The following is a 21,638-nucleotide window of genomic DNA, read 5'->3' as shown; positions in this document are numbered from 1 at the left end:
GCCATTGAGAATCTAGCGTGAAGATATGACGACCACACCCACACGTGCAAGAGCCCGCTACGTCGAGGTGACCCTGATCGTGTTCGGGGTGTATTCGGTGCTCCTCGGGCTGTTCATGTTGGTCGCGCCGGGAACGTTCTTCGAAACGATCGGCAACTTCGGGACACGCAACGACCACTACATCTTCGACAACGCCTCGTTCGAGTTTCCGCTCGGCCTGATGATGCTGGCCGCGGTGCGGTGGCCGTCGTGGCGGGTCCCTGCCCTCGCTTTCGCCACATTGCACTGGGGGCTGCACGCGCTCAGCCACATCGTCGACCCGCACCACGCGGCGGGGGAGTCCATCGGCTGGCTCGAGGCCGGGGGTTTGGTGGTGACCACCGTTATCCTTGCAATTGCTTTGCGCTCCAGCATCATTGGGGAGAAGAACTGATGCGGATCCTGGTCGCAGGCGCGACGAGCGTGCCAGGACTGCCGCTGCTGCGGGAACTGAACGACCGCGGTCATGACGTCGTCGGCCTCACCCGGCAGTCGTCGAAGACGCCGCAGATCGAGCAGGCCGGCGCGAAACCGGTGGTGGCCGACGTCTTCGACGCCGCGCAGATCAACGCCGTCGTCGCCGACATCGAACCCGAGGTGGTGGTCAGCCTGCTGACCACCCTGCCGAAGCGGGGACCCATGCGCATCAAGGACTTTGATCCGGCGCGCGCACTCTGGGGCCGGGGTGCGCCGAATCTGGTCGCGGCCGCACAGCGCGCGGGCGTACGCAGGGTCGTCGCGGAATCGGTCATCTTCGCCTACGGCTACCCGTCGACGGGGCCCGCGCTCATGGACGAGACAGACCCGTATCCCGGGCCGCCACCACCCGGCGGCGAGGCGATGCTTGCCGCGTTGCGCGACATGGAACAGACGGTCCTGCGGTCAGGTGAAAGCAGTGACACCGAGGGAATCGTGTTGCGCTACGGCGCTTTCTACGGGCCAGGTGTCCCGCACGACGAGATGTTCGCCCGCCTCGTGAAGTGGTGGGCGATGCCCGCGATAACCGGCAACGGGATCGTCTCGTGGATTCATATCGAGGACGTGGCGAAGGCGACGGCCGACGCGGTTGAGCGTGGCCGCGGCGGGCAGATCTACAACATCGTCGACGACCGGCCGCAGTCGTTCGGCGACTACATCCGTCAACTCGCCGCGAGCCTGCACCGGCCGCGCCCGCTGCCGTTCCCCCGCAGGTTGTTCGGCTTGATCGCCCCATACGGCGCGATCGCTTTCGGCGATACCTGGCTTCCGCTGTCCAACGCGAAGGCCAAGGCCGAGCTCGGCTGGACGCCTATTCCCCGATGAAGTTCGGCGCCCGCTTCTCGAACGTCGCGCTGATGCCCTCAGTCAGATCCTTCGACGGCAGGAAAGCCGCGTTCCAGGCCGCCACATAGCGCAGGCTCTCCGAAACGCGGGCGATGCGCTGCTGATCCAGCACATCTTTGACGCCGCTGACGGTCAGCGGCGGGTTGGCCGCGATCTCCGCGGCGGTCTGATGCGCCGCCGCCAGTGAGGACTTCGGGTCCGCGTAGACGTCGTTGACCAGACCGATCTTCTCGGCGCGCACGGCGTCGATGTCCTTGCCCGTCAACGCCAGTTCGCGCAGGTGCCCGTCGTTCAGGATCAGCGGCAGCCGCGCGAGGCTGCCCACGTCGGCGACCATCGCGAGCTTGACCTCACGCACCGAGAACTTGGCGTCGGCGCTGGCGTAGCGGATGTCGACCGCCGAGATCAGGTCCACGCCGCCGCCGATGCACCAGCCGTGCACCGAGGCGATCGTCGGTGTGCGGCAGTCCGCGACCGCGTTGATCGCGCCCTGCATCCGCAGGATCGTCTGGTGAAAGTCCGCGCGAGGACGGGCCGACGACCCGTCGGTCAACACGCCGACCAGCGCCCCGCCCATCGCAGGCAGGTCCAGTCCGTAGCTGAAGTTGCGTCCAGAACCGGTAAGCACAATCGCGCGGACGTCATGGTCGGCGTCGAGCTGGGCGAACACCTCGGGCATCTCCGCCCAGAAGGCCGGTCCCATCGCGTTGCCCTTGCCGGGACCGACCAGTGTCACGCGTGCGACGTGGCCCTCGATGTCCACGGTGACGGATTCGTATGCATCGCCCATGACCAGAAGGCTAGCCAGTCACCTCGGCGGGGATCCCATCAGCACCTCGCTGACGGTCGCATTCGGAAGGAACTGGCATGCGGCCTCTGCGAGCATCTGTCCGATGCCCTCGCCGTTCGGGCCGAGCGGGTTGTTCTTGTTGGCCAGGATCGCGCGAATGACCGCCAGGCGGGTGGCCTCGTCGAGCCCGCTGAACTCCTTGCAGGTCATGGTCTGCGCATTGGGCGGGGCCGGTACCACCGGAACATTGGTGTTCTTGGGGAAGCCGGGTAACGGAATCTCCGGTATCGGGATACCCGGCAGTCCCGGCATCGTCGTGGTCGGTATGCGCGGTGACGATGTGATCGGCGGCCCGGGCTGCGTCGTCATCGCGACGGTGCCGGTTGTCGTGCGCTCGCAGCCGGTCGCCAAGCCCACCAGAAACAGCGCAGCGGCGGCTGTAATCCGCACATTCGTCTTCACATCGTGAACGATATGCGCAAGCGCGTCGTAGCGTGAGCAGCATGTCCGACGACTTGCGCCCAGGACCCGATTCCCCGCCGACCGACGAACTCGAAAGCGCTGAGGCGACGCTCGCCGTCCTTCAACATGTCCTGCACGGCATCGCCAAAGACGACGAATCAAAGCAGACGCCGTGCCGCGAGTTCGACGTGGCCGGGCTCACCAATCATCTGATGAACTCCATCACCGTCATCGGGGGTGCCGCAGGTGCGGAGTTCCCCGAGCGCGACCGGAGCGACTCCGTGGAGCGGCAAGTCATCCTCGCGGCGCGGCCTGCGCTGGATGCATGGCATCAGCGTGGCCTGGACGGCACCGTCACGGCGGGCACGAACGAAGCGCCGGCCAAGATCATCGCGGGCATTCTGTCGATCGAATTCCTCGTCCACGCTTGGGATTACGCGAAGGCGACCGGACACGACGTCACCGCACCGGACTCGTTGTCCGACTACGTGCTCGGGCTGGCACACACCATCATCACGCCGCAGGGCCGTACCGCCGTCGGGTTCGACGACCCGATCGACGTCGCAGCAGATGCGGGCGCGCTGGAGCGGCTCGTCGCCTACACCGGGCGCAAACCGAGCTAGTCGCGTTTCCAGCGTCGGGCGAACTCGAGGAACGCGTCGTTCTCGTGCGGAGCGGCTACGGTGACGCGCACGCCGTCGTCGCCGTAAGGCCGGACGATGATCCGGTTGTTGGCGGAGTCGTTCGCGAATTCCTGGGCGCGTCCGGGCATCGGCAGCCAGACGAAGTTGGCCTGTGACGGCGGGACGGTGTAGCCGGCATCCCGCAGGGCGGCGGTGACGCGGGCCCGCTCGGCGACGACGGCGTCAGTGCGGGCCAGCAGTTCGTCGGCGGCATCCAGTGACGCGATGGCCGCCGCTTGGGAGACGCTGGTCGCGGTGAACGGCACGTACACCTTGCCGAGAGCGGTGATGATGTCCGGGTCTGCGACGGCGTAGCCGATCCGCAGGCCGGCAAGGCCGTAGGCCTTCGAAAACGTCCGCAGCACAACGACATTGCTGTGCTTGCGGACCAGCTCGAAGCTGTCGGGCAGTAGGCCGTCGCGGATGTACTCGACGTAGGCCTCGTCGAGCGCGATCAGGATGTCGGGCGGGACGGCCTCGACGAACCGGGCCAGCTTGTCCGGGTCGACGACGGTGCTGGTGGGGTTGTTCGGGTTGCACACGAAGATCAGCCGGGTGCGCTCCGTGATCGCCGCGAGCATCGCGTCGAGGTCGTAGGTGTAGTCGGTCAGCGGGACCTGCACGGGCGTGGCTCCGGCGGTGCGGACCTGCAGCGGGTAGATCTCGAAGCTGCGCCAGCCGAACAGCACCTCGTCGCCGACCGTCGACGTGATCTGGATCAGCTGCTGGCACAGGCTCACCGAGCCGCAGCCGACGGAGATGTGTTCGGGCGCAAAAGCCCCGTTGTCGATGTGCTTGGCGAGATGGTCCTTGAGTTCGACGTAGCCGTTGTCGGGATATCGGTTGATGTTGTCCGTGGCGCGTTCGATCGCGGCACGCACGCTCGGCAGCGGACCATCGACGGTCTCGTTGCTCGCGATCTTGATCGCCCCCGGCACCGTCTTGCCCGGCGTGTAGGCGGGCAGATCGGCCAATTCGGGGCGAAGGCGGGCGGTCACCCGATCAGTTTATGGTGCGCCCACCTGCGCTTTGCCTCGCGCCATAGCGGATGTGTACGCTGTCGGATCGGCGGTAAAACGCCGGAGGAGGCGTGCCAGAGCGGCCGAATGGGGCTCACTGCTAATGAGTTGTCGCCCTCAAAGGCGACCGGAGGTTCAAATCCTCTCGCCTCCGCCGCGGCTGATCCGTCAGCCACACAACTGAACACATGCGCCCGTAGCTCAACGGATAGAGCATCTGACTACGGATCAGAAGGTTAGGGGTTCGAATCCCTTCGGGCGCGCCAGCATTCCTGTATTACCTCGGTTGATGCTGGACGTTTCGTCTTCGGTTGATGCCTGACGGTGTTTCGGCTGATGCTTGACAGTTGCTTCGGTTGATCCTTGACACTCCCGGAATGAGGGAGTTGAGCGTGGCCGAGCAGCGGTATCAGGCCGTGTTGGCGGTGATCAGTGACGGATTGTCGATTTCGCAGGTCGCATCGAAGGTAGGGGTGTCGCGCCAGACGCTGCACTCCTGGTTGGCCCGCTATGAGGCCGAGGGTCTGCAGGGGCTGATCGATCGGTCGCATCGACCGGGGTCATGTCCGCATCAAATGCCCGCCCAGGTGGAGGCGGCGCTGTTGGAGCTGCGGCGTTCGCGGCCGTATTGGGGGCCGCGGCGGTTGGTGTTCGAACTGTCTAGGCGCGGTGTTAGGCCGGTGCCCTCGGAGTCGGCGGCCTATCGGGCGTTGGTGCGTGCGCAGATGATCGATCCGCATCTGCGTGATCGGCGCTCGCGCAAGTGGAAACGCTGGGAACGCGGCGCGCCGATGGAGTTGTGGCAGATGGATGTGGTCGGCGGGTTTGCGCTGGCCGATGGCACCAGCGCCAAAGCCCTCACCGGCATCGATGACCACTCCCGGCTGTGCGTGTGCGCGAAGTTGATGGCTCGTGAGCGCACTCGCGCGGTCTGCGATGGGTTGCGCGCAGCGCTGGGTACCTATGGTGCGCCGGTGCAGATCCTGACCGATAACGGCAAGGTGTTCACCGGCCGGTTCAATCATCCGCCGGTCGAGGTGCTCTTCGAGGCGATCTGCCGCGAACACGGCATCGACCATCTGTTGACCCAGCCCCGCAGTCCGACCACGACCGGCAAGATTGAGCGGTTTCACCGCAGCCTGCGCGCGGAATTCCTCAGCGACAGAGAGCCTTTCGCGAACTTGAAGGTGGCCCAGCAAGCCTTGGATGAGTGGGTGATCTTTTACAACACCACCCGCCCGCACCAGGCTCTGCAGATGGCGACTCCGAACTCGCGGTTCACCTTTGAGACCGTCGCTGCGGATCCGGCGGTCGCGCTGCCGGCCGAGCAGGGACTCAGCGCTGAGCGCACCGGTTCGGACTGGGTGAGTCGGCGGGTCACCAGCAATGGGGTGGTGAGCGTGTCCTGGCAGCAGGTCAGCCTGGGCCGCCACTACGCCGGTTCGCGCTGCGACGTCCACGTCGACGGTGCACTGCTGCGCTTCTACATCGGCGACGTATTGGTCAAGACCGCCGCCCGCAACAGCAACGGCGAGGTAAGAAACAAACGGGCCCTACGCACCCGCACCGGACCCTAAACACAACAACGAGTGTCAAGGATCAACCGCAGTAGATCCGTCAAGAATCAACCGAAGCTCAACAGGCGCGCCAGCATTCCCGGCCAGCGCGGTCAGCAGTACTTCGTCGTGGCGACGAAGAGCGCGAGCTTAGCGAAGGCAGCGCAGTAGCAGCCGTTGAGAAATCCCTCGCCGATGGTGTTGAGGTCTTTGTAGATGGCGAGTGCTTTTCCGACCGGATATTCCTGCTCGATGTGATCCCTGGCCTGACCGATCGCGGTCACCCAGACGGATTCGTCGTCAGAATCGGAGAACGGATCCACCAGTTGCGCTGCGGTGCCGCACACGATCTTTGCTGCATGTTTGTAGAAGCCCGGCAGGCTTGGCGGTCTTTCCACCAACTCCGTAGCCGCCGGAACTCGCGGTTCAAAGCCCGCCCACTCGGATTGAAATCTCGTCAGGGCGACTTCATCGCTCACTGGTGTCAGCTTCGTCGCCTGCGAAACGAACAGCGATTCGACGCGACCTTCGGCCAAACCGAGCCGCCTGGCCAACGCAGGCACGATCTGCTTCGCCGCCGCGAAAATCTGTTGCCCTGTGATGGCGGATGCCGTGGCCGATCCCACCGATATAGATGCCCCCGCGAACACTGCCATCGCAACGACGCAGCACAGGAATCGTTTACACCACATGCGCCAACTATCACAGCATTTGCACAGCAACGTCGCAGTTCCGCTATTTATCACATATCACGCGCATGTATTTAGAGACAGGGTGAACATCTCTTGTTCGCTGATGTGCGCTGCCATCGCTCAGCTGTCACGCCCACGTGTAACCCCACGCCCTATCTCATGGCATGACGCTTATCCAATCGACCGCCACGCGCGCATCGAGCGCGGTGGTCCTCATCCGGCTCTACGTCGGGCTGATCTTCGCCGGCGAAGGCGTGCTGAAATTCCTGCGCCCCGACGAATTGGGCCCGGGCCGGTTCAACAAGGCCGGTATCCCCGCCGGGACGTTATTCGCCTACCTCGACGGTGTCTTCGAGATCGGCTGCGGGGTGTTGATCCTGGCCGGGTTGTTCACCAGGCTGGCGACCCTGCCGATGATCGTCGACATGCTCGGAGCGCTCATGATCACCAAGGTGCCGCTCCTTTGGGGGAATGCCCCGCTGTACCCGAAAGAGGGCGGTTTCTGGGACTTCTTCCATGAAGGCCGTCTCGAGGTGGCGATGCTGTGCGGAAGCGTCTTCCTCTTGGTTGTCGGCGCTGGGGTGTGGTCCCTCGACGCCCGAATGAACCACTCCGAAACCGCACCCCGTGTAACCAGCGCGGCTGTCTAGGCACAAGCACAGCAATTCTCAAGGTCGATTCGGGGAAGGTGGCGAGTGATCGCACGCGAAAATGATGTGCGCCGTCCTCGACCCGACCAGGCGCCGACGTCGCGCTCGAAGGGGGGCCTGCAATCGGTGACGGGCGCGGCGTATCCGGACTGGGAGGCGATATACCGCGACAACGTCACCTGGGTCTACCGGTTGATGTACTCCAAGGTCGGCAATCAGCCCGACGCCGAAGACCTGACCGCGGAAGTGTTCATGACGGCGCTGCGACCGCTGCGGGTTTCGGCGACCGTGCCCGAGGTGCGCAAGTATCTTCGGATGACCGCCCGCACCGTTCTCGCCTCCTACTGGGGTGACCGCATGGGGCGCCAGGTGACATCGATCGAGGAGGACGTGCCGGAAGTCATCGAACCGGAGGCCGTCGCCAGCGATGCTCCCGACAAAGTGCGCCGGCTACTGCATCGACTGCCGGACAACTATCGCCGAATCCTGGAACTGCGCTTCCTGCAGGCCTTTTCGGTGCGGGAAGCCGCGAGCCAAATGGGTGTGAGCGTGGCGAACGCCAAGGTGTTGCAGTATCGCGCGCTGCGGATGGCAGCACAGTCGGGTGAGGAGGCGACGTCGTGAGCAACAGAACCGTGCGGCGCTTCGTCGAGGGCCTGTTGCGCGGGCAACGCACTCAGCATGCGCGCCCGGACGACTTCGAGGCCCAGCAGATGAAGGCCGCCATCGAGTTGCGTGCCGCGCGGTTGGGCAGCGATTCACCGAGTGAGGGGTTCGTGACCGATCTGCACCGCCGGCTGGCCGGCGAGGTGGAAGAGGCACCCGCTCAGGGTGGAACTCGTCGCAGGGTCGTGATCGGAACGGGGCTGGCCGCCGCTTCGGCAGCGACCGGCATCGTGGTCGGCCGCAACCTGCTCGCTCCGACCGTGACTCAGCAGGCGACGCCAGCCACCCAGGCCGAGCTCAAACCCAACGCAGGCACGTGGCGGGCCGTCGGCGCGAGCGTCGACCTCCCTGACGGCGGCGCGTTGGCGTTCGACCTCGGTTCCGTCAACGGGTTCGTGCACCGCACCGACACCCAGCTCGAGGCGGTCTCGGGTGTGTGCACCCACCAGGGCTGCAAGCTCTGGCTGGACGCGCCGGAGAGCCGGCTGCGCTGCCCGTGCCACTCGACATCGTTCTCGCTGGAGGGCAGTACCGTCACCCATCAGTTGCCTGTCGCGCCTCCACCGCTGCCGAAGTTTCAGGTGCGCGAAGTCAACGGCGTGATCGAGGTGTACGCGCCGACCGAACCGGCGTAGCCCTAGCACCGCGGCGGGTGTCGGCGCCGCGCCGCTAGATTGGGGCCGTGCGGCTGCTGCTGATCGCCGATACTCACGTTCCCAAACGCGCCAAAGATCTGCCGACGCGCGTCTGGCAGGAGGTGTCCAACGCCGACGTGGTTCTGCATGCCGGCGACTGGGTCGAGCCCTCTCTCCTCGACGCCCTGGAGGCGAGGGCCAGGCGAATCGTGGCGTGCTGGGGCAACAACGACGGCGCCGAACTTCGGCGGCGGCTGCCCGAACGCGCCGACGCGACGCTCGACGGGCTGCGCTTCACCGTCGTGCACGAAACCGGTGCGGCCACGGGTCGCGAGGCGCGCATGGCCAAGGAGTATCCCGACACGGACGTGCTGGTGTTCGGCCACAGCCACATTCCGTGGGACACCACCGCGAAAACCGGTCTGCGGCTGCTCAATCCGGGCTCGCCGACCGACCGCCGCAGGCAACCGTTCTGCACGTACATGACCGCGACCGTCGACAATGCGGCGTTGTCGGACGTCGTGCTGCACAACCTGGACCGACGTGCCTGACCGCGCCGCCCGTGTCGCCGACGTGCATGAGATCGCGTCGTCGATGCCGCACGTCACGCGGATCGAGGGGCCCAAGGGCAACCCGATCTACCAGGTGGGTGGCAAGTCGTTCGTGTTCTTCCGCACGCCGCAGCCCGACGCCGCCGATCCTGAAACCGGCGAGCGCTACGCCGACGTGATCATGATCTGGGTGGAGTCCGAAGCCGACAAACTCTCGCTGATACAGGATCCGGCCTCGCCGTTCTTCACCACTGATAGGTTCGACGGCCATCTGTCGGTTCTGGTGCGCGCCAAGGATTTACCCAAGATCGGCAGGGTCGAGCTGACCGAGCTGATCCAGGACGCCTGGCTGTCGCGGGCGTCGAAGCGTCGGGCCGAGCGTTGGCTCGCCGAACGGGACGTCTAACTCGGCGGCACCTTGGCGTGTGACGCGCCGCAGATGAACAGCGCCAACTTGGCCGGCGTATCTCCGGGGTTCGTCCACCGGTGCCGCGTGCCGTTCTGCACCACGGTGTCGCCCGGGTGCAGCGTGACCTTCGCGCCGTCGTCGAGCTCCAGCACGACGGTGCCTTCGAGCACCACTTCGAAGTCGATGGTGTCGGTGGTGTGCATGCCGGGATCGGATGGGTCGACGTAGCTCATGAGGCCGGGCAGCTTGGCCTCGATGTCGGCCATCGCCTCCTCGGCGCTCACCGAGGCCTGCCCGGGCTCGCCGACGATTCCTGGCGGGACGGTGAACATGCCGAAACGGAAGCCGCCGATGGGCGGAAAGTAGGTGTGCCAGTCGGGCATCGACCCGTCATCGGGAAACTGCGGTGTCTTGTCGCCACCCCACAGCAGGTGAAACTCGGCGGCCGGCATCGAAACCGGGCGGGCTGGCTCGACGGCCTCGTCGCTGACGAACACGGACTTGCCGGACGCGTCGTGTCCGGTTACCACGCGGCGCACATTCATTCGGTCAGTCAACCATCGGCGGCCATGTTCGCGTGGCAATGTCAGGTGCATGGATCAGAAACCGCCGACTGCTGTCATCGAGTCCGCGAACCGCGAGCATCTGAAGAACCTGCCGTTCGGCGACACGACCGATTTCGACGACACCGACCGCGGTTTCATTGCGGCCCAACAACCGTGCGTCATCAAGGCCGCCGACGGCCGGATCGTGTGGGACAACGACGTGTACTCATTCTTGTCAGGCGAGGCGCCGGCATCGGTGCATCCCAGCCTGTGGCGGCAGTCGACGCTGGCCGCCAAGCAAGGGCTCTACGAGGTGGTCGAGGGCGTCTACCAGGTCCGCGGGTTCGACTTGTCCAACATCAGCTTCATCGAAGGCGACACCGGCGTGATCGTCATCGACCCGCTGATCTCCACTGAGGTCGCCGCGGCCGCGCTGCAGCTGTATCGGGAGCACCGTGGCGATCGGCCGGTGGTCGCCGTGATCTACACCCACAGCCACGTCGACCACTTCGGCGGTGTCCTCGGCGTCACGTCGCAGGCCGACGTCGACGCGGGCAAGGTCGCCGTGCTGGCGCCCGAGGGTTTCGTGGCGCATGCCGTGCAGGAGAACGTGTACGCAGGCACCGCGATGACGCGGCGAGCGACCTACATGTACGGCACGCTGCTGCCGATCGGACCGCAAGGTCAGGTCGGCTGCGGCCTCGGGCAGCGGACGTCCACCGGCGAGGTGGCCATGATCGTGCCGACGGTCGACGTGCGCGAGACCGGTGAAACGCACACGATCGACGGGGTCGAGATCGAATTCCAGATGGCCCCTGGCACCGAGGCGCCCGCCGAGATGCACTTCTACTTTCCGCGGTATCGGGCGCTGTGCATGGCCGAGAACGCAACCCACAATCTGCACAACCTGTTGACGCTGCGCGGCGCGCTGGTGCGTGACCCGCACGTGTGGTCGGGCTATCTCACCGAGGCGATCGACAGGTTCGCGGACAAGACGGACGTGGTGTTCGCGTCGCATCATTGGCCGACGTGGGGACGCGAGCGGATCGTCGAATTCCTGTCGTTGCAACGGGACCTGTACGCGTATCTGCACGACCAGACGCTGCGGCTACTCAACCAGGGCCACACCGGCATCGAGATCGCCGAGCAATTCCGGTTGCCTCCTGCGCTGGAGAAGGCGTGGCATGCGCACGGCTACTACGGTTCGGTGAACCACAATGTCAAGGCCGTCTACCAGCGTTACATGGGGTGGTTCGACGGCAACCCCGGCCGGCTGTGGGCGCATCCCCCTGCGGCCCTGGCGACCCGCTACGTCGACGCGATCGGTGGAATCGACCGGGTGGTCGAGGTCGCCCGCGCTGCCTTCGATCAGGGTGACTTCCGTTGGGCAGCAACGCTACTCGACCATGCGATGTTCGCGGACGAAAGTCATACAGGTGCCAGGGACCTGTATGCCGAAACCCTGGAGCAACTCGCATACGGGGCGGAGAACGCGACGTGGCGCAACTTCTTTCTTTCCGGCGCAATGGAATTGCGGGATGGCAACTTCGGCACCGCGACGCAGGCGACATCGCCGACGCTGCTTGGCCAGCTGACGCCGGAGCAGATGTTCGACACCCTGGCCATCAGCGTCAACGGTCCCGAGGCTTGGGACCTCGACGTCGCGATCGATCTGACATTCCTCGATGCCGGCACCAACTACCGGCTGGCGCTGCGCAACGGCGTGCTGGTGTACCGCAAGGTGCCTGCCGACGAAAGCACGGCCAACGCGACGGTGAAGCTGGCCAACAAGATGCGGCTGTTGCTTGTTGCCGCAGGCGATTTCGCGTCACCGGGATTGGAAGTCAGCGGAGACAGCGACGCGTTGCAGAAGCTGCTCGGCGTGCTTGACCGGCCCGACCCGAACTTCAACATCGTCACGCCCTAGCAGCAACACCACTCCGGCGTCGCCTGATCCTTGGTGCTCTTTTTGCCCGCCTCCGGGCGACATTGTCGCCACTGACGACTTTGTCGCCGCTAGCCGGGCACACACAGAACTACTACCCGGTGGCGCCGGGCGGGGCTGCTCTTCGACCGCTACTGTTCGGTGCCCGCCCCTGAGCGACAGCTCAGCGACAGGATTCAGACGCTGCCTATTTGTCGCTCACAAGTCGCTGCAAGGCGGGCACAGTAGGTCCACCGGATCTACGGGATCCCTCCGTCGACCCGGATGATCGATCCGCTGGTGTAGCTCGACGCGTCGGAGGCCAAGTACAAAGCGGCGCCGATGATCTCGGGCGGGTTGCCGAGTCGCTTCAAAGCGAAGCGTTGCGCACCTTTGGTCGTGGTCTCGATGTCCCACGCGTTGCTGATGTCGGTGAGAAACGGACCGGGCATCAGTGTGTTCACCCGCACTGTCGGCCCCAGGGCCAGCGCCAGCCCTTCGGTCAACGCGTTCAGCCCCGCCTTGGCGGCCGAGTACGGCAGCTCCTCCGGCCGCGGGCGGATCGATCCGGTCGAGCTGATGTTGATGATCGACCCGCCGCCGTCGGCGACCATCCGCTCACCCACCAGTGCCGACAGCCGGAACGGGCCCTTCAAATTGAGATTGATCACGGCGTCGAACAGCTTCTCGGTGACCGAACCCAGCGATTCGTACAGCGGCGACATGCCCGCGTTGTTGATCAACACGTCGACCTTGCCGAACCGCTCATACGCCGCGTCAACCAACCCGTCGAGCTGATCCCACCGCCCGACGTGCACCTCGTAGGGGAACGCGGCGCGGCCCGTCGCGGCCGCGATCTCCTCGGCAGTGGCCACACACGCGTCGTACTTGCGGCTCGCGATGATGACATCGGCGCCGCACTTGGCCGCGGCGAAGGCCATCTCTCGGCCCAGCCCCCGGCTGCCGCCGGTGACCAGCACGACCCGGTCGGCGAGATCGAAGAGTTCGTCTGCGTAGCCCATGGCCATATGGTTGCACGGTGCAATTGCTACTCATCCGGCACGCGCTACCACTGCGCAGCGAACCTGGGCAGGGCTCTGACCCTGACCTGTCCGAGGAAGGCATCGAGCAGGCCAAGAGGCTGCCCGACGCGCTGGCGCGCTTCCCGATCACCCGGCTGGTCAGCAGCCCGCAGCGGCGGTCGATACAAACGGCGCAACCTGTGGCCGACGCCCTGGGGCTGAGCATCGACATCGAAGACCGGCTGGCCGAGTACGACCGGGACATGGAGCACTACATCCCGATCGAGCAGATCGCCGCCGAGTTCCCCGAGGAGCTTGCGCGCCTGGCCAGCGGACACCTGCCGAGCACTGTCGACGAAGCCGCATTCCTCAACCGGATCAACCAGGGAATCATCGACCTCGTAACAGACGGCGACCACGACGACACCGTCGCGGTGTTCACCCACGGCGGGGTGATCAACGGGCTGCTTCACACCATCCTGCGCACCGAGAAGGTGCTGTGCGTCAACGTCGACTACGCCGGCGTCACCCGGCTGCTGTCGTCACGCGAGGGCAATCTGTACGTGGCGGCCGTCAACGGCACCGAACACGTATGGGATCTGCTTCCGCGAAACGCGCGATGGTAGACAAGTCCAGTGACCACCTCGCTGGAAGGGCTTGACCTCGAGGCCCTCGATGGCCACCTTCGGGCGATCGGTATTCCGCGCAGCGGTGAGCTGCGAGCCGAGCTCATCGCCGGTGGCCGGTCGAACCTGACGTTCCTCGTCTACGACGACGAGTCGAAATGGGTGCTGCGGCGCCCGCCGCTACACGGGCTGACCCCGTCGGCGCACGACATGGCGCGCGAGTACAAGGTGGTGGCCGCGCTTCACGACACCCCGGTGCCGGTGGCACGCGCCGTCACTATGCGCAACGACGACTCGGTCCTCGGTGCACCGTTCCAGATGGTGGAGCACGTGGCGGGACGCGTCGTGCGCTACGACGACGAGCTCGAGAAGCTCGGAGACAAGGCCGTCATCAGCGATTGCGTCGACGCGTTGATCCGCGTGCTCGCCGATCTGCACGCCGTCGACCCCGATGCCGTGGGGCTCGGTGATTTCGGCAAGCCCACCGGTTATCTCGAACGGCAGGTGCGCCGCTGGGGCGGGCAGTGGGAACTCGTTCGGCGGGAAGACGATCCGTCGGACGCCGACGTGAAGCGGCTGCATTCGGCTCTGGCAGAAGCGATTCCGCCGCAGAGCCGGAGCTCGATCGTCCACGGCGACTACCGCATCGACAACACGATTCTGGATTCGCAGGACGCCACCAAGGTGGTCGCCGTGCTGGACTGGGAGATGTCCACGCTCGGTGATCCGCTCAGCGATGCCGCGCTGATGTGCGTGTACCGCCATCCGATGTTCAACATGATCCACGCAAGTTCGGCTTGGGCGTCGCCGCTGATACCTGAGGTCGACGACCTCGCGAACCGCTATTCGCTGGCGGCAGAGCAGCCGCTGGACAACTGGGACTTTTATATGGCGCTCGGCTACTTCAAGGTGGCGATCATCGCGGCAGGCATCGCGTTTCGGGCGCGAATGGGTGGAGGCGTCGCCGAGGACACCGACGCGGTGGACCAAGCGGTGGGCCCGTTGATCGCCGAGGGGCTCAAGGTACTGAACTGAGATGCGCCGGTTCCTGCGCGTCGGTGTCTGGTCGTTGGTGGCGATGCTCGTCGTCGTCACGGCGGTGAACCTGACCGCGGCGAAACTGCCCGCGATGCCGCCTGCGGACGGTACGTATATCAGCTTGCACGGCAAGGAGATTCACTACTCCGACCAACCCGGGCAGGGGGTGCCCGTGGTGATGATCCACGGCCTGCCAGGCACACACCTTGATTTCGAGCCTGTCGTCCGGCAACTGCAGGGCCGCCGCGTGATCGCCATCGACCGGCCGGGGTACGGCTGGTCGAAGGGCGGCTGGCTGCCGTTTCAGGAGCAGATCGACGCGGTCCACGAACTGCTCACTCGGCTGAAGGTGTCGCCGGCGATCGTGGTCGGGCATTCGTTCGGCGGCGCCGTCGCGCTAGGGCTCGCCCGCCGCTATCCACACGACGTGGCCAACATGGTCCTCGTCGCGCCCGCAGCTGGCGGCTTGCAGTCGAAGGCGCCGGATCGGCTGCAGGCTCACTACATCGAGTTCAGCCAACTGCCGGTGATCAAGACCCTCATCGACGTCACCGCGGGCAATCTGATCAAACGCGTCTCGGCCATTCCTGCCGCGGGCCACGCTTTCGAACCGGCGCCGGTGAACCCGGCCTACAAGCAACGGCTGCTGTCGGTCACGATGACGCCCGGCAACCTCGCCGCCTATGCATCCGACGAACTGCAGTTCGACGACACCATGCGCTGGGTCGACGACAACGTGCCCGAGATCCATGTGCCGTCGGTGATCGTCGGGGCGCTCGGCGACCAGCTCGTCGCGATCGACCACGCCCGCCGGTTGGCGGACAAGCTGCCGCAGACCCGGCTGATAACCGTCGACGGCAACCACATGATTCCGTACACCCACCCCGACGTGATCGCGGCGGAAATACGTAGCGCCGGCTAGAGACCGGCCTTCAGATTCTTCTTGGCCGCGCGGCGCAACTGGATGATCCGCGCGGTGCCGACCGCGACCGTCAGCAAGCCGCCGCATACCGCGGCGAGCAGAATTCCCACGCCCACTGGCAGATTCCAGTCCCAGCCGAAGAAGTGGACGGTGGCCGAATCCGTGTTCTGCAGGATGAACACCAGCAGCAGGATCAGGATCACGAATCCGGCAATGAGCGCCGACCACAACGCGGCCGCGCGGGTGAACTTCACCGCTGACTGAGGCGAGGTCAGGTACTCACCCGGGGTGGCGGTCGGATCGGGCGGTGTTCCGCGCGAGGCGGCCGGTGATGGGGTCCGCGGCGGCTGCTGCGCGGGATCGCTGGTCATGATGTCCATCTTTGCCCGTTCGGGCATCGATTGAAACCACCGTCGTGCTCACGGAGAGTCAAAGTGCGGCGACATCCCCGGCATCTCGATAGGGTCGCGGGGAGCTAGTGCGCCGAGAGGACATTTGGTATGTCGAGCACACGTAGGTCAAGTCTGGCGATCCTGGCGACCGTCCTTGCGCTGATAACCGCAGCGTGCGGTAGCTCCAACCCACTTGGCGGCGGGTCAGTCTCCGGCGACCTCAAGTCGGTCGTCGTAGGCTCGGCCGACTTCCCCGAGTCCAAGATCATCGCCGAAATCTACGCACAGGCGTTGGAAGCCAACGGTTTCACCGTGGGTCGCCAGTTCGGCATCGGCAGCCGCGAAACCTACATCCCCGCCGTCAGGGACCATTCCATCGACCTGATTCCGGAGTACACCGGCAACCTGTTGCAGTACTTCGACCCGAAGACAAAGGCCACCAGCCCGGACGCCGTCGAACTTGCCCTGTTGCGCGCACTGCCGGGCGACTTGTCGATCCTCACGCCGTCACCAGCCGAGGACAAGGACACCGTCGCGGTCAGCCAGGACACCGCGCAGAAGTGGAACCTCAAGACCATCGGCGACCTCGCGGCGCATTCACCGGAGGTGAAGTTCGGTGCGCCGTCGGAATTCTTGAACCGCACCGAGGGTTTACCCGGGCTGAAGAAGAACTACGGCCTCGACATTTCGCCGAACAACTTCGTCGCGATCAGCGACGGAGGCGGGCCCGCGACGGTGCGCGCGCTGGTCGACGGCACCGTGACGGCGGCCGACATCTTCTCCACCTCGCCCGCCATACCGCAGAACAAGCTCGTGGTGCTCGAGGATCCGAAGAACAATTTCCTTGCGGCCAACGTCGTCCCACTTGTCAGCTCGCAGAAGAAATCCGATCAACTCAAGACGGTGCTCGACGCCGTATCGGCCAAGCTGACGACCGAAGCCCTCATCGAGTTGAATTCGGCGGTGTCCGGCAATGCCGGCGTCAACGCGGATGACGCAGCGCGAAAATGGGTACAGGACAATGGCTTTGACAAGCCTATACAGGGGTAGCGGATGATCACCTTTGACGGCGTGACCAAGCAGTACCCCGACGGCACCGTCGCCGTCGACAACCTCACCCTCGAGGTGCCCGACGGCACGCTGGCGGTATTCGTCGGCCCGTCGGGCTGCGGCAAGACCACCTCGATGCGGATGATCAACCGGATGATCGAACCCACCTCGGGCACGTTGACGGTCAACGGTGACGACGTCACCAAGGTCGATCCGGTCAAGTTGCGGCTCGGCATCGGCTATGTGATCCAAAGTGCCGGGCTGATGCCGCATCAACGGGTCGTCGACAACGTCGCGACGGTTCCAGTGCTCAAAGGGGAATCGCGGCGGGCCGCCCGCAAGACCGCGCTCGAGGTGCTGGAGCGCGTCGGGCTGGACCCGCAGCTGGCGAACCGCTATCCCGCACAACTATCGGGTGGACAACAACAGCGCGTCGGCGTCGCGCGGGCGCTGGCCGCAGACCCGCCGATCCTGTTGATGGACGAGCCGTTCAGCGCGGTGGATCCGGTGGTTCGTGAGGAGCTGCAGACCGAAATCCTGCGGCTGCAAAATGAATTGCGCAAGACGATCGTCTTCGTCACACACGACATCGACGAGGCGCTCAAGCTCGGCGAGAAGGTCGCCGTGTTCGGTCGCGGCGGGACGCTCCAGCAGTACGACGAACCGTTTCGGCTACTCGCGAATCCGGCAAGCGACTTCGTCGCCGGTTTCATCGGGGCCGACCGCGGATACCGTGGACTGCAGTGGCGGCATGCGACCGGTCTTCCGCTGCATGAGATCCGCAGCGTCACCGAGGGGGAGATCGACGCTCTGTCGCTGGGCCCCGGCGACTGGGTGCTGGTGAAGAAGCCGGACGGCACGCCCTTCGGGTGGATCAACGCCGAGGGTGTGGAGTTGCACCGCAAGGGAAGTGCGTTGTACGACAGCACCTTTGGAGGCGGGTCGCTGTTCCATCCCGACGATTCGCTGCGACAGGCACTCGACTCGGCCTTGTCGTCACCGTCGGGGTTTGGCGTAGCGGTCGACGGCGACGGCCTGCCGGTCGGCGGTGTGCTTGCCGACGACGTGCTGGCGGCGTTGAACGAGCAGCGGCCCGAAGCGCTGCCGAAACTCGGTGCGGCGGACAAAGGCTGAGCGTGCGGTATCTGCTGAACAACCTCGACGACGCGTGGGCCCTGACGCTGATTCACCTTCGGCTGTCGCTGGTTCCGATTGTGCTGGGACTCCTGATCGCTGTCCCGCTCGGTGCGCTGGTGCAACGCACCACCACACTGCGCAGGCTCACGACCGTCACCGCCAGCATCATCTTCACGATCCCATCGCTCGCGTTGTTCGTCGTGCTGCCGTTGATCATCCCGACGCGAATCCTCGACGAGGCCAACGTCATCGTCGCGCTGACGCTGTACACCACGGCGCTACTGGTGCGTGCGGTGCCCGAAGCGCTCGACGCGGTACCCGAACCCGTACGTGACGCCGCGACGGCGGTGGGCTACAAGCCGGCTACCCGGATGCTGAAAGTCGAACTGCCGCTTGCGGTTCCGGTGCTCATCGCCAGTCTTCGCGTCGTCGCCGTCACGAACATCTCGATGGTGGCAGTGGGTTCGGTGATCGGCATCGGCGGCCTTGGCACCTGGTTCACGGAGGGCTACCAGTCCGACAAGAGCGACCAGATCGTCGCTGGCATCATCGCGATCTTCGTGCTCGCGATCGTCATCGACACACTCATCATGCTGGCGGGTCGACTGCTCACACCATGGACTCGCGCCAGTCGCACCACCAGGGTCAAGGCCAAGGCGGTCGCGGCATGAACTTTCTGCAACAGGCGCTGTCCTTCATCTTCACCGCGGCCAACTGGGGCGGACCAGCCGGGCTGGCTGCGCGCATCGGCGAACATCTGGAGTACACCCTCATCGCGGTCGTCGTCTCGGTGCTGATCGCCGTGCCGGTCGGGATGATCATCGGGCACACCGGCCGCGGCACGTTCCTCGTCGTCACCGGTGTGAACGCGCTGCGCGCCCTGCCCACCCTCGGCGTGCTCTTGCTCGGGGTACTGCTGTGGGGCCTGGGCTTGATTCCGCCGACAGTGGCGTTGATGTTGCTCGGCATCCCGCCACTGCTGGCCGGAACCTATGCAGGCATCGCGAATGTGGACCCTGCGGTCGTCGACGCGGCCCGCTCGATGGGCATGACCGAGACGCGAATCCTTCTGCGCGTCGAGACGCCCAACGCGCTGCCGCTGATCCTCGGCGGATTGCGGACGGCGACTCTGCAGATCGTCGCTACCGCGACCGTCGCGGCATACGCGAGTCTCGGCGGCCTGGGCCGCTACCTGATCGACGGCATCAAAGTGCGCCAGTTCTATCTCGCTTTGGTCGGAGCGTTGATGGTCACCGCGCTTGCGTTGATCCTCGATGCGGCGCTGGCTTTCGCGGTGTGGACGTCCGTGCCGGGCACCGGGAGACTGCGGCGTATGCCTCAACCGTTGCTGGGTGACGAGGTTGTTCTGGAATCACGCGCTGCAGTCGTGAGGCAGCCGCACGAAGGGGAATCGGCTCGCTATCCCGGGGCTTGAGTGCACAGCGTGCGGCGCGCGGCGCGCAGCACAACAGCGGTCTGGTCGGGGCTGGCACCGTACTGGCCTGCCGTCGTCTCAATCACGGCCGATGAAGGCTGGCCGCTGTAGAGCAAGTGGCACATCTGCTCTCCAACTAGGAGTAGCTGGTCGTCGTCGCCGGGGAAGTTGCCACGCGCCGCATTGAGGAATCGCGTCTGGTCGGGGGTCAGCGGTATGGGCCACGCTTCGGCTGGCGCCGCGGTGGTTAGCAGCAGCGCTCCGGTCGCGAGGCCGGCACCGATGAATCGCATACTCCGAGACATCAATCAGTTCCTTACCTGTCGGATTCCGAACGCGCGGCACGTTCGCCGGGGCACATGTCCAGCCTATGGGGTGGGCACCGTCGTAGTTCGCACTATTTTGTGGCGCAGGGTTTTGCTGGGCAGAGGCTCAGTTGCCGAAGCACATAACCTCGACAAAGCAGTTTGAAACCACGCTACGAACGCGGCGATCCTTCGCCTACGGTAGAAGTGTGAGTGAAGCAGGCCGCTCTGACGTAAAGGACGACGCAGGCGCACGCGACGGTGCGTGGCCGGCGATCTTGACCTGGCGCGCGCACGATGTTCCGCGAATGGAATCGGTCCGGGTGCAGTTGTCGGGCAACCGCATCAAGGCATACGGCAGAATCGTCGCCGCCGCGACGAAATCCCATCCCGCGTTTTCCGCGTCGTATGACCTCGTGACCGACGAGGCCGGCGCGACGAAACGCCTCTCCTTGACCGTGACGCTGGCTGAGCGGGAACGCCAGCTGTCCATAGCGCGGGACGAGGAGAACATGTGGATGGTTCAGCATCACACCGGTGAGATCAAACGCGCGGCCTACGACGGCGCACTCGATGTCGACGTGATCTTCAGCCCGTTCTTCAACGCGCTGCCCATCCGGCGCACCGGGCTCTACCAGCGCAGCGAATCAATCACAGTGCCGGTGGTCTACGTGCGCCTGCCCGAGCTGTCGGTCGACCCGGCCGTGATCAGCTACAGCAGCGCAGCCGACGGAATCAAACTGCACTCGCCGGCCGCCGAGACCACGATCAGGGTCGACGACGAGGGCTTCATCCTCGATTACCCAGGGTTGGCAACGCGGATCTGATCACGCCGCCCGCACGGCCGGCGGCCGCCAGTTCGTCGCGCCAGTTCTCCGCGCCCACCACGACCGTGACGATCTCCGGACGGCTGAAACTGTCGTAGCGCACACGCGCCGCGTGTCCAGGTTCGACCAGGTCGGTCAGCGGGTTCTTGGCCGCGAGCGCGTCCCGCGCATGGCTGAGCAGGCCCAATGTGCGCTCGAGGACGGGCAGCAGCTGGTCGGCGTTCGCCTCGCACATCGCGCGGACCAGATCCGGTGCGGTGGCCGCCACGCGGGTGCCGTCGCGAAACGATCCGGCCGCCAGCGCGAAGGCCAGCGGAACCTCTCCCGCGGTGATCGCCAGCGCCTCGGCAAGCAGGTGCGGCAGGTGCGAGATCGTCGCCGCGGCGGCGTCGTGCTCGTCGGAACGGGCGGGGACGACGACCGCGCCGCAGTCAAGGGCCAGGTTCATGACCATCGTCCAGACACCCGCGTCGACATGCTCGTCGACGCTGATCACCCACGGCGCGCCGACGAACAGCCGAGGGTTGCCAGCCGTCCAGCCGGATCGCGCGGTACCGGCCATGGGATGGCCGCCGACGAATCGATCGAGCAGGCCGAAGGACCGCACTTCGTCGAGGACGCAGCCTTTGACGCTGGTCACGTCGGTCAGCGGGCAATCAGGAGCAGTGTCGCGGATGTGGCCGAGCATGAGCGGCAGCGCGGGCACCGGCACGGCCAGCACGATCAGCGCGTTGCTGTCGGCGGCGCGGGTCAACGCTTCGTCGATGTTTTCCGTGGCATCGAAGCCGTCGAACTTTGCCGCCTGGACCGCGTCGATGGAGCGGTTGTAGCCGAAAACCTCACGACCGGCCGCCTTGGCCGCTCGCATTATGGAGCCCCCGATTAGTCCCAGACCCACCACACAAACTGGTGTGTTTGTCACCCTTCAAGGTTGGCACAT

The 21,638-nt window shown here is 65.4% G+C and carries 27 protein-coding genes and 2 tRNA genes; 20 read left to right on the top strand and 9 right to left on the bottom strand.

What is annotated here, in order from left to right:
• The first annotated feature begins 25 nt into the window (after positions 1 to 25).
• Together ACWW36_RS07925 and ACWW36_RS07920 are read left to right on the top strand one after the other, a co-directional pair.
• Entirely contained in the window at positions 26 to 433 is a 408-nt protein-coding gene (locus ACWW36_RS07925; RefSeq protein ID WP_456141009.1) for a hypothetical protein, read from the top strand.
• On the top strand, positions 433 to 1,341 hold the full coding sequence (locus ACWW36_RS07920) for an NAD-dependent epimerase/dehydratase family protein (RefSeq protein WP_456141008.1): 909 nt from the start codon (positions 433 to 435) through the stop codon (positions 1,339 to 1,341). The genes ACWW36_RS07925 and ACWW36_RS07920 overlap by 1 nt, the downstream gene beginning before the upstream one ends.
• On the opposite strand, the gene ACWW36_RS07915 is transcribed toward ACWW36_RS07920, so the two are convergent.
• Together ACWW36_RS07915 and ACWW36_RS07910 are read right to left on the bottom strand one after the other, a co-directional pair.
• Entirely contained in the window at positions 1,328 to 2,152 is an 825-nt protein-coding gene (locus tag ACWW36_RS07915) for a crotonase/enoyl-CoA hydratase family protein (RefSeq protein ID WP_456141007.1), read from the bottom strand. The two genes, ACWW36_RS07920 and ACWW36_RS07915, sit on opposite strands and share 14 nt — an antisense overlap.
• 18 nt (positions 2,153 to 2,170) lie before the next feature.
• On the bottom strand, positions 2,171 to 2,614 hold the full coding sequence (locus ACWW36_RS07910; protein ID WP_456141006.1) for a hypothetical protein: 444 nt from the start codon (positions 2,612 to 2,614) through the stop codon (positions 2,171 to 2,173).
• A gap of 41 nt (positions 2,615 to 2,655) precedes the next feature.
• On the opposite strand from ACWW36_RS07910, the gene ACWW36_RS07905 reads away from it, so the two are divergent.
• On the top strand, positions 2,656 to 3,237 hold the full coding sequence (locus ACWW36_RS07905; protein WP_456141005.1) for a TIGR03086 family metal-binding protein: 582 nt from the start codon (positions 2,656 to 2,658) through the stop codon (positions 3,235 to 3,237).
• On the opposite strand, the gene ACWW36_RS07900 is transcribed toward ACWW36_RS07905, so the two are convergent.
• Complete coding sequence (locus ACWW36_RS07900) at positions 3,234 to 4,295, bottom strand: histidinol-phosphate transaminase (protein WP_456141004.1); 1,062 nt, start codon at positions 4,293 to 4,295, stop codon at positions 3,234 to 3,236. The two genes, ACWW36_RS07905 and ACWW36_RS07900, sit on opposite strands and share 4 nt — an antisense overlap.
• Before the next feature lie 86 nt (positions 4,296 to 4,381).
• Between ACWW36_RS07900 and ACWW36_RS07895 the strand changes: the two genes are divergently transcribed.
• The 3 genes from ACWW36_RS07895 to ACWW36_RS07885 all read left to right on the top strand — a co-directional run bounded on the left by ACWW36_RS07895 (position 4,382) and on the right by ACWW36_RS07885 (position 5,893).
• Positions 4,382 to 4,470, top strand: a tRNA-Ser gene (locus ACWW36_RS07895).
• Positions 4,471 to 4,506: 36 nt separating this feature from the next.
• Positions 4,507 to 4,582: transfer RNA gene (locus ACWW36_RS07890), tRNA-Arg, on the top strand.
• Between the two features lie 111 nt (positions 4,583 to 4,693).
• Complete coding sequence (locus tag ACWW36_RS07885; protein ID WP_456138980.1) at positions 4,694 to 5,893, top strand: IS481 family transposase; 1,200 nt, start codon at positions 4,694 to 4,696, stop codon at positions 5,891 to 5,893.
• Between the two features lie 92 nt (positions 5,894 to 5,985).
• Here the strand turns inward: ACWW36_RS07885 and ACWW36_RS07880 are convergent, their stop codons facing one another.
• Complete coding sequence (locus tag ACWW36_RS07880; RefSeq protein WP_456141003.1) at positions 5,986 to 6,564, bottom strand: hypothetical protein; 579 nt, start codon at positions 6,562 to 6,564, stop codon at positions 5,986 to 5,988.
• A 164-nt stretch (positions 6,565 to 6,728) separates the two neighbouring features.
• Between ACWW36_RS07880 and ACWW36_RS07875 the strand changes: the two genes are divergently transcribed.
• From ACWW36_RS07875 to ACWW36_RS07855, 5 genes are read left to right on the top strand one after another with little or no spacing between them, the layout of a single operon-like run.
• Positions 6,729 to 7,214: a DoxX family protein gene (locus ACWW36_RS07875; protein WP_456141002.1), complete on the top strand. Its 486-nt coding sequence runs from the start codon at positions 6,729 to 6,731 to the stop codon at positions 7,212 to 7,214.
• 48 nt (positions 7,215 to 7,262) lie between these two features.
• Positions 7,263 to 7,838, top strand: a complete 576-nt coding sequence (locus ACWW36_RS07870) for an RNA polymerase sigma factor (RefSeq protein WP_456142408.1) — start codon at positions 7,263 to 7,265, stop codon at positions 7,836 to 7,838.
• Entirely contained in the window at positions 7,835 to 8,515 is a 681-nt protein-coding gene (locus tag ACWW36_RS07865; protein WP_456141001.1) for a Rieske (2Fe-2S) protein, read from the top strand. Before ACWW36_RS07870 ends, ACWW36_RS07865 begins: the two co-directional genes overlap by 4 nt.
• A gap of 47 nt (positions 8,516 to 8,562) precedes the next feature.
• Positions 8,563 to 9,066, top strand: a complete 504-nt coding sequence (locus ACWW36_RS07860) for a metallophosphoesterase family protein (protein ID WP_456141000.1) — start codon at positions 8,563 to 8,565, stop codon at positions 9,064 to 9,066.
• Positions 9,059 to 9,472 (top strand): MmcQ/YjbR family DNA-binding protein, encoded by a 414-nt coding sequence (locus ACWW36_RS07855; RefSeq protein ID WP_456140999.1) that lies wholly within the window; start codon positions 9,059 to 9,061, stop codon positions 9,470 to 9,472. Before ACWW36_RS07860 ends, ACWW36_RS07855 begins: the two co-directional genes overlap by 8 nt.
• Here the strand turns inward: ACWW36_RS07855 and ACWW36_RS07850 are convergent.
• Complete coding sequence (locus ACWW36_RS07850) at positions 9,469 to 10,020, bottom strand: cupin domain-containing protein (RefSeq protein ID WP_456140998.1); 552 nt, start codon at positions 10,018 to 10,020, stop codon at positions 9,469 to 9,471. The two genes, ACWW36_RS07855 and ACWW36_RS07850, sit on opposite strands and share 4 nt — an antisense overlap.
• A gap of 49 nt (positions 10,021 to 10,069) precedes the next feature.
• Between ACWW36_RS07850 and ACWW36_RS07845 the strand changes: the two genes are divergently transcribed.
• A complete protein-coding gene (locus tag ACWW36_RS07845; protein ID WP_456140997.1) occupies positions 10,070 to 11,947 on the top strand; it encodes an alkyl/aryl-sulfatase in 1,878 nt (625 codons plus the stop codon).
• Between the two features lie 257 nt (positions 11,948 to 12,204).
• On the opposite strand, the gene ACWW36_RS07840 is transcribed toward ACWW36_RS07845, so the two are convergent.
• Entirely contained in the window at positions 12,205 to 12,966 is a 762-nt protein-coding gene (locus ACWW36_RS07840; RefSeq protein WP_456140996.1) for an SDR family NAD(P)-dependent oxidoreductase, read from the bottom strand.
• Positions 12,967 to 12,983: 17 nt separating this feature from the next.
• On the opposite strand from ACWW36_RS07840, the gene ACWW36_RS07835 reads away from it, so the two are divergent.
• From ACWW36_RS07835 to ACWW36_RS07825, 3 genes are read left to right on the top strand one after another with little or no spacing between them, the layout of a single operon-like run.
• Positions 12,984 to 13,592 (top strand): histidine phosphatase family protein, encoded by a 609-nt coding sequence (locus ACWW36_RS07835; protein ID WP_456140995.1) that lies wholly within the window; start codon positions 12,984 to 12,986, stop codon positions 13,590 to 13,592.
• Positions 13,593 to 13,601: 9 nt separating this feature from the next.
• Positions 13,602 to 14,627 carry a phosphotransferase family protein gene (locus ACWW36_RS07830; protein ID WP_456140994.1) on the top strand — a complete coding sequence of 342 codons (1,026 nt, stop codon included), beginning with the start codon at positions 13,602 to 13,604 and terminating at the stop codon, positions 14,625 to 14,627.
• Position 14,628: 1 nt separating this feature from the next.
• Positions 14,629 to 15,552 (top strand): alpha/beta fold hydrolase, encoded by a 924-nt coding sequence (locus tag ACWW36_RS07825; RefSeq protein ID WP_456140993.1) that lies wholly within the window; start codon positions 14,629 to 14,631, stop codon positions 15,550 to 15,552.
• Here ACWW36_RS07825 and ACWW36_RS07820 read toward each other — a convergent pair.
• Entirely contained in the window at positions 15,549 to 15,923 is a 375-nt protein-coding gene (locus tag ACWW36_RS07820; protein WP_456140992.1) for a LapA family protein, read from the bottom strand. The genes ACWW36_RS07825 and ACWW36_RS07820 overlap by 4 nt on opposite strands.
• A 129-nt stretch (positions 15,924 to 16,052) precedes the next feature.
• Between ACWW36_RS07820 and ACWW36_RS07815 the strand changes: the two genes are divergently transcribed.
• The 4 genes from ACWW36_RS07815 to ACWW36_RS07800 are packed head-to-tail and all read left to right on the top strand — an operon-like array spanning position 16,053 to position 19,566.
• Entirely contained in the window at positions 16,053 to 16,994 is a 942-nt protein-coding gene (locus ACWW36_RS07815) for a glycine betaine ABC transporter substrate-binding protein (protein ID WP_456140991.1), read from the top strand.
• A 3-nt stretch (positions 16,995 to 16,997) separates the two neighbouring features.
• Positions 16,998 to 18,128, top strand: a complete 1,131-nt coding sequence (locus ACWW36_RS07810) for an ABC transporter ATP-binding protein (RefSeq protein WP_456140990.1) — start codon at positions 16,998 to 17,000, stop codon at positions 18,126 to 18,128.
• 2 nt (positions 18,129 to 18,130) lie between these two features.
• The gene (locus ACWW36_RS07805) at positions 18,131 to 18,802 is read left to right on the top strand and encodes an ABC transporter permease (protein WP_456140989.1); all 672 of its coding nucleotides are present in this window, start codon (positions 18,131 to 18,133) and stop codon (positions 18,800 to 18,802) included.
• The gene (locus tag ACWW36_RS07800) at positions 18,799 to 19,566 is read left to right on the top strand and encodes an ABC transporter permease (protein WP_456140988.1); all 768 of its coding nucleotides are present in this window, start codon (positions 18,799 to 18,801) and stop codon (positions 19,564 to 19,566) included. The genes ACWW36_RS07805 and ACWW36_RS07800 overlap by 4 nt, the downstream gene beginning before the upstream one ends.
• Here the strand turns inward: ACWW36_RS07800 and ACWW36_RS07795 are convergent.
• Positions 19,551 to 19,871, bottom strand: a complete 321-nt coding sequence (locus ACWW36_RS07795; protein ID WP_456140987.1) for a DUF732 domain-containing protein — start codon at positions 19,869 to 19,871, stop codon at positions 19,551 to 19,553. The two genes, ACWW36_RS07800 and ACWW36_RS07795, sit on opposite strands and share 16 nt — an antisense overlap.
• 209 nt (positions 19,872 to 20,080) lie before the next feature.
• Here ACWW36_RS07795 and ACWW36_RS07790 point away from each other — a divergent pair, with 209 nt between their 5' ends.
• Entirely contained in the window at positions 20,081 to 20,698 is a 618-nt protein-coding gene (locus ACWW36_RS07790) for a putative glycolipid-binding domain-containing protein (protein WP_456140986.1), read from the top strand.
• Here the strand turns inward: ACWW36_RS07790 and ACWW36_RS07785 are convergent.
• The gene (locus ACWW36_RS07785) at positions 20,661 to 21,620 is read right to left on the bottom strand and encodes a prephenate dehydrogenase (protein ID WP_456140985.1); all 960 of its coding nucleotides are present in this window, start codon (positions 21,618 to 21,620) and stop codon (positions 20,661 to 20,663) included. The two genes, ACWW36_RS07790 and ACWW36_RS07785, sit on opposite strands and share 38 nt — an antisense overlap.
• Positions 21,621 to 21,638: the final 18 nt, after the last annotated feature.

It is taken from the genome of Mycobacterium sp. MMS18-G62 (assembly GCF_053877835.1).
The sequence above is the reverse complement of the archived record's forward strand: the minus strand, read 5'-3'. Positions and strand labels throughout refer to the sequence as shown.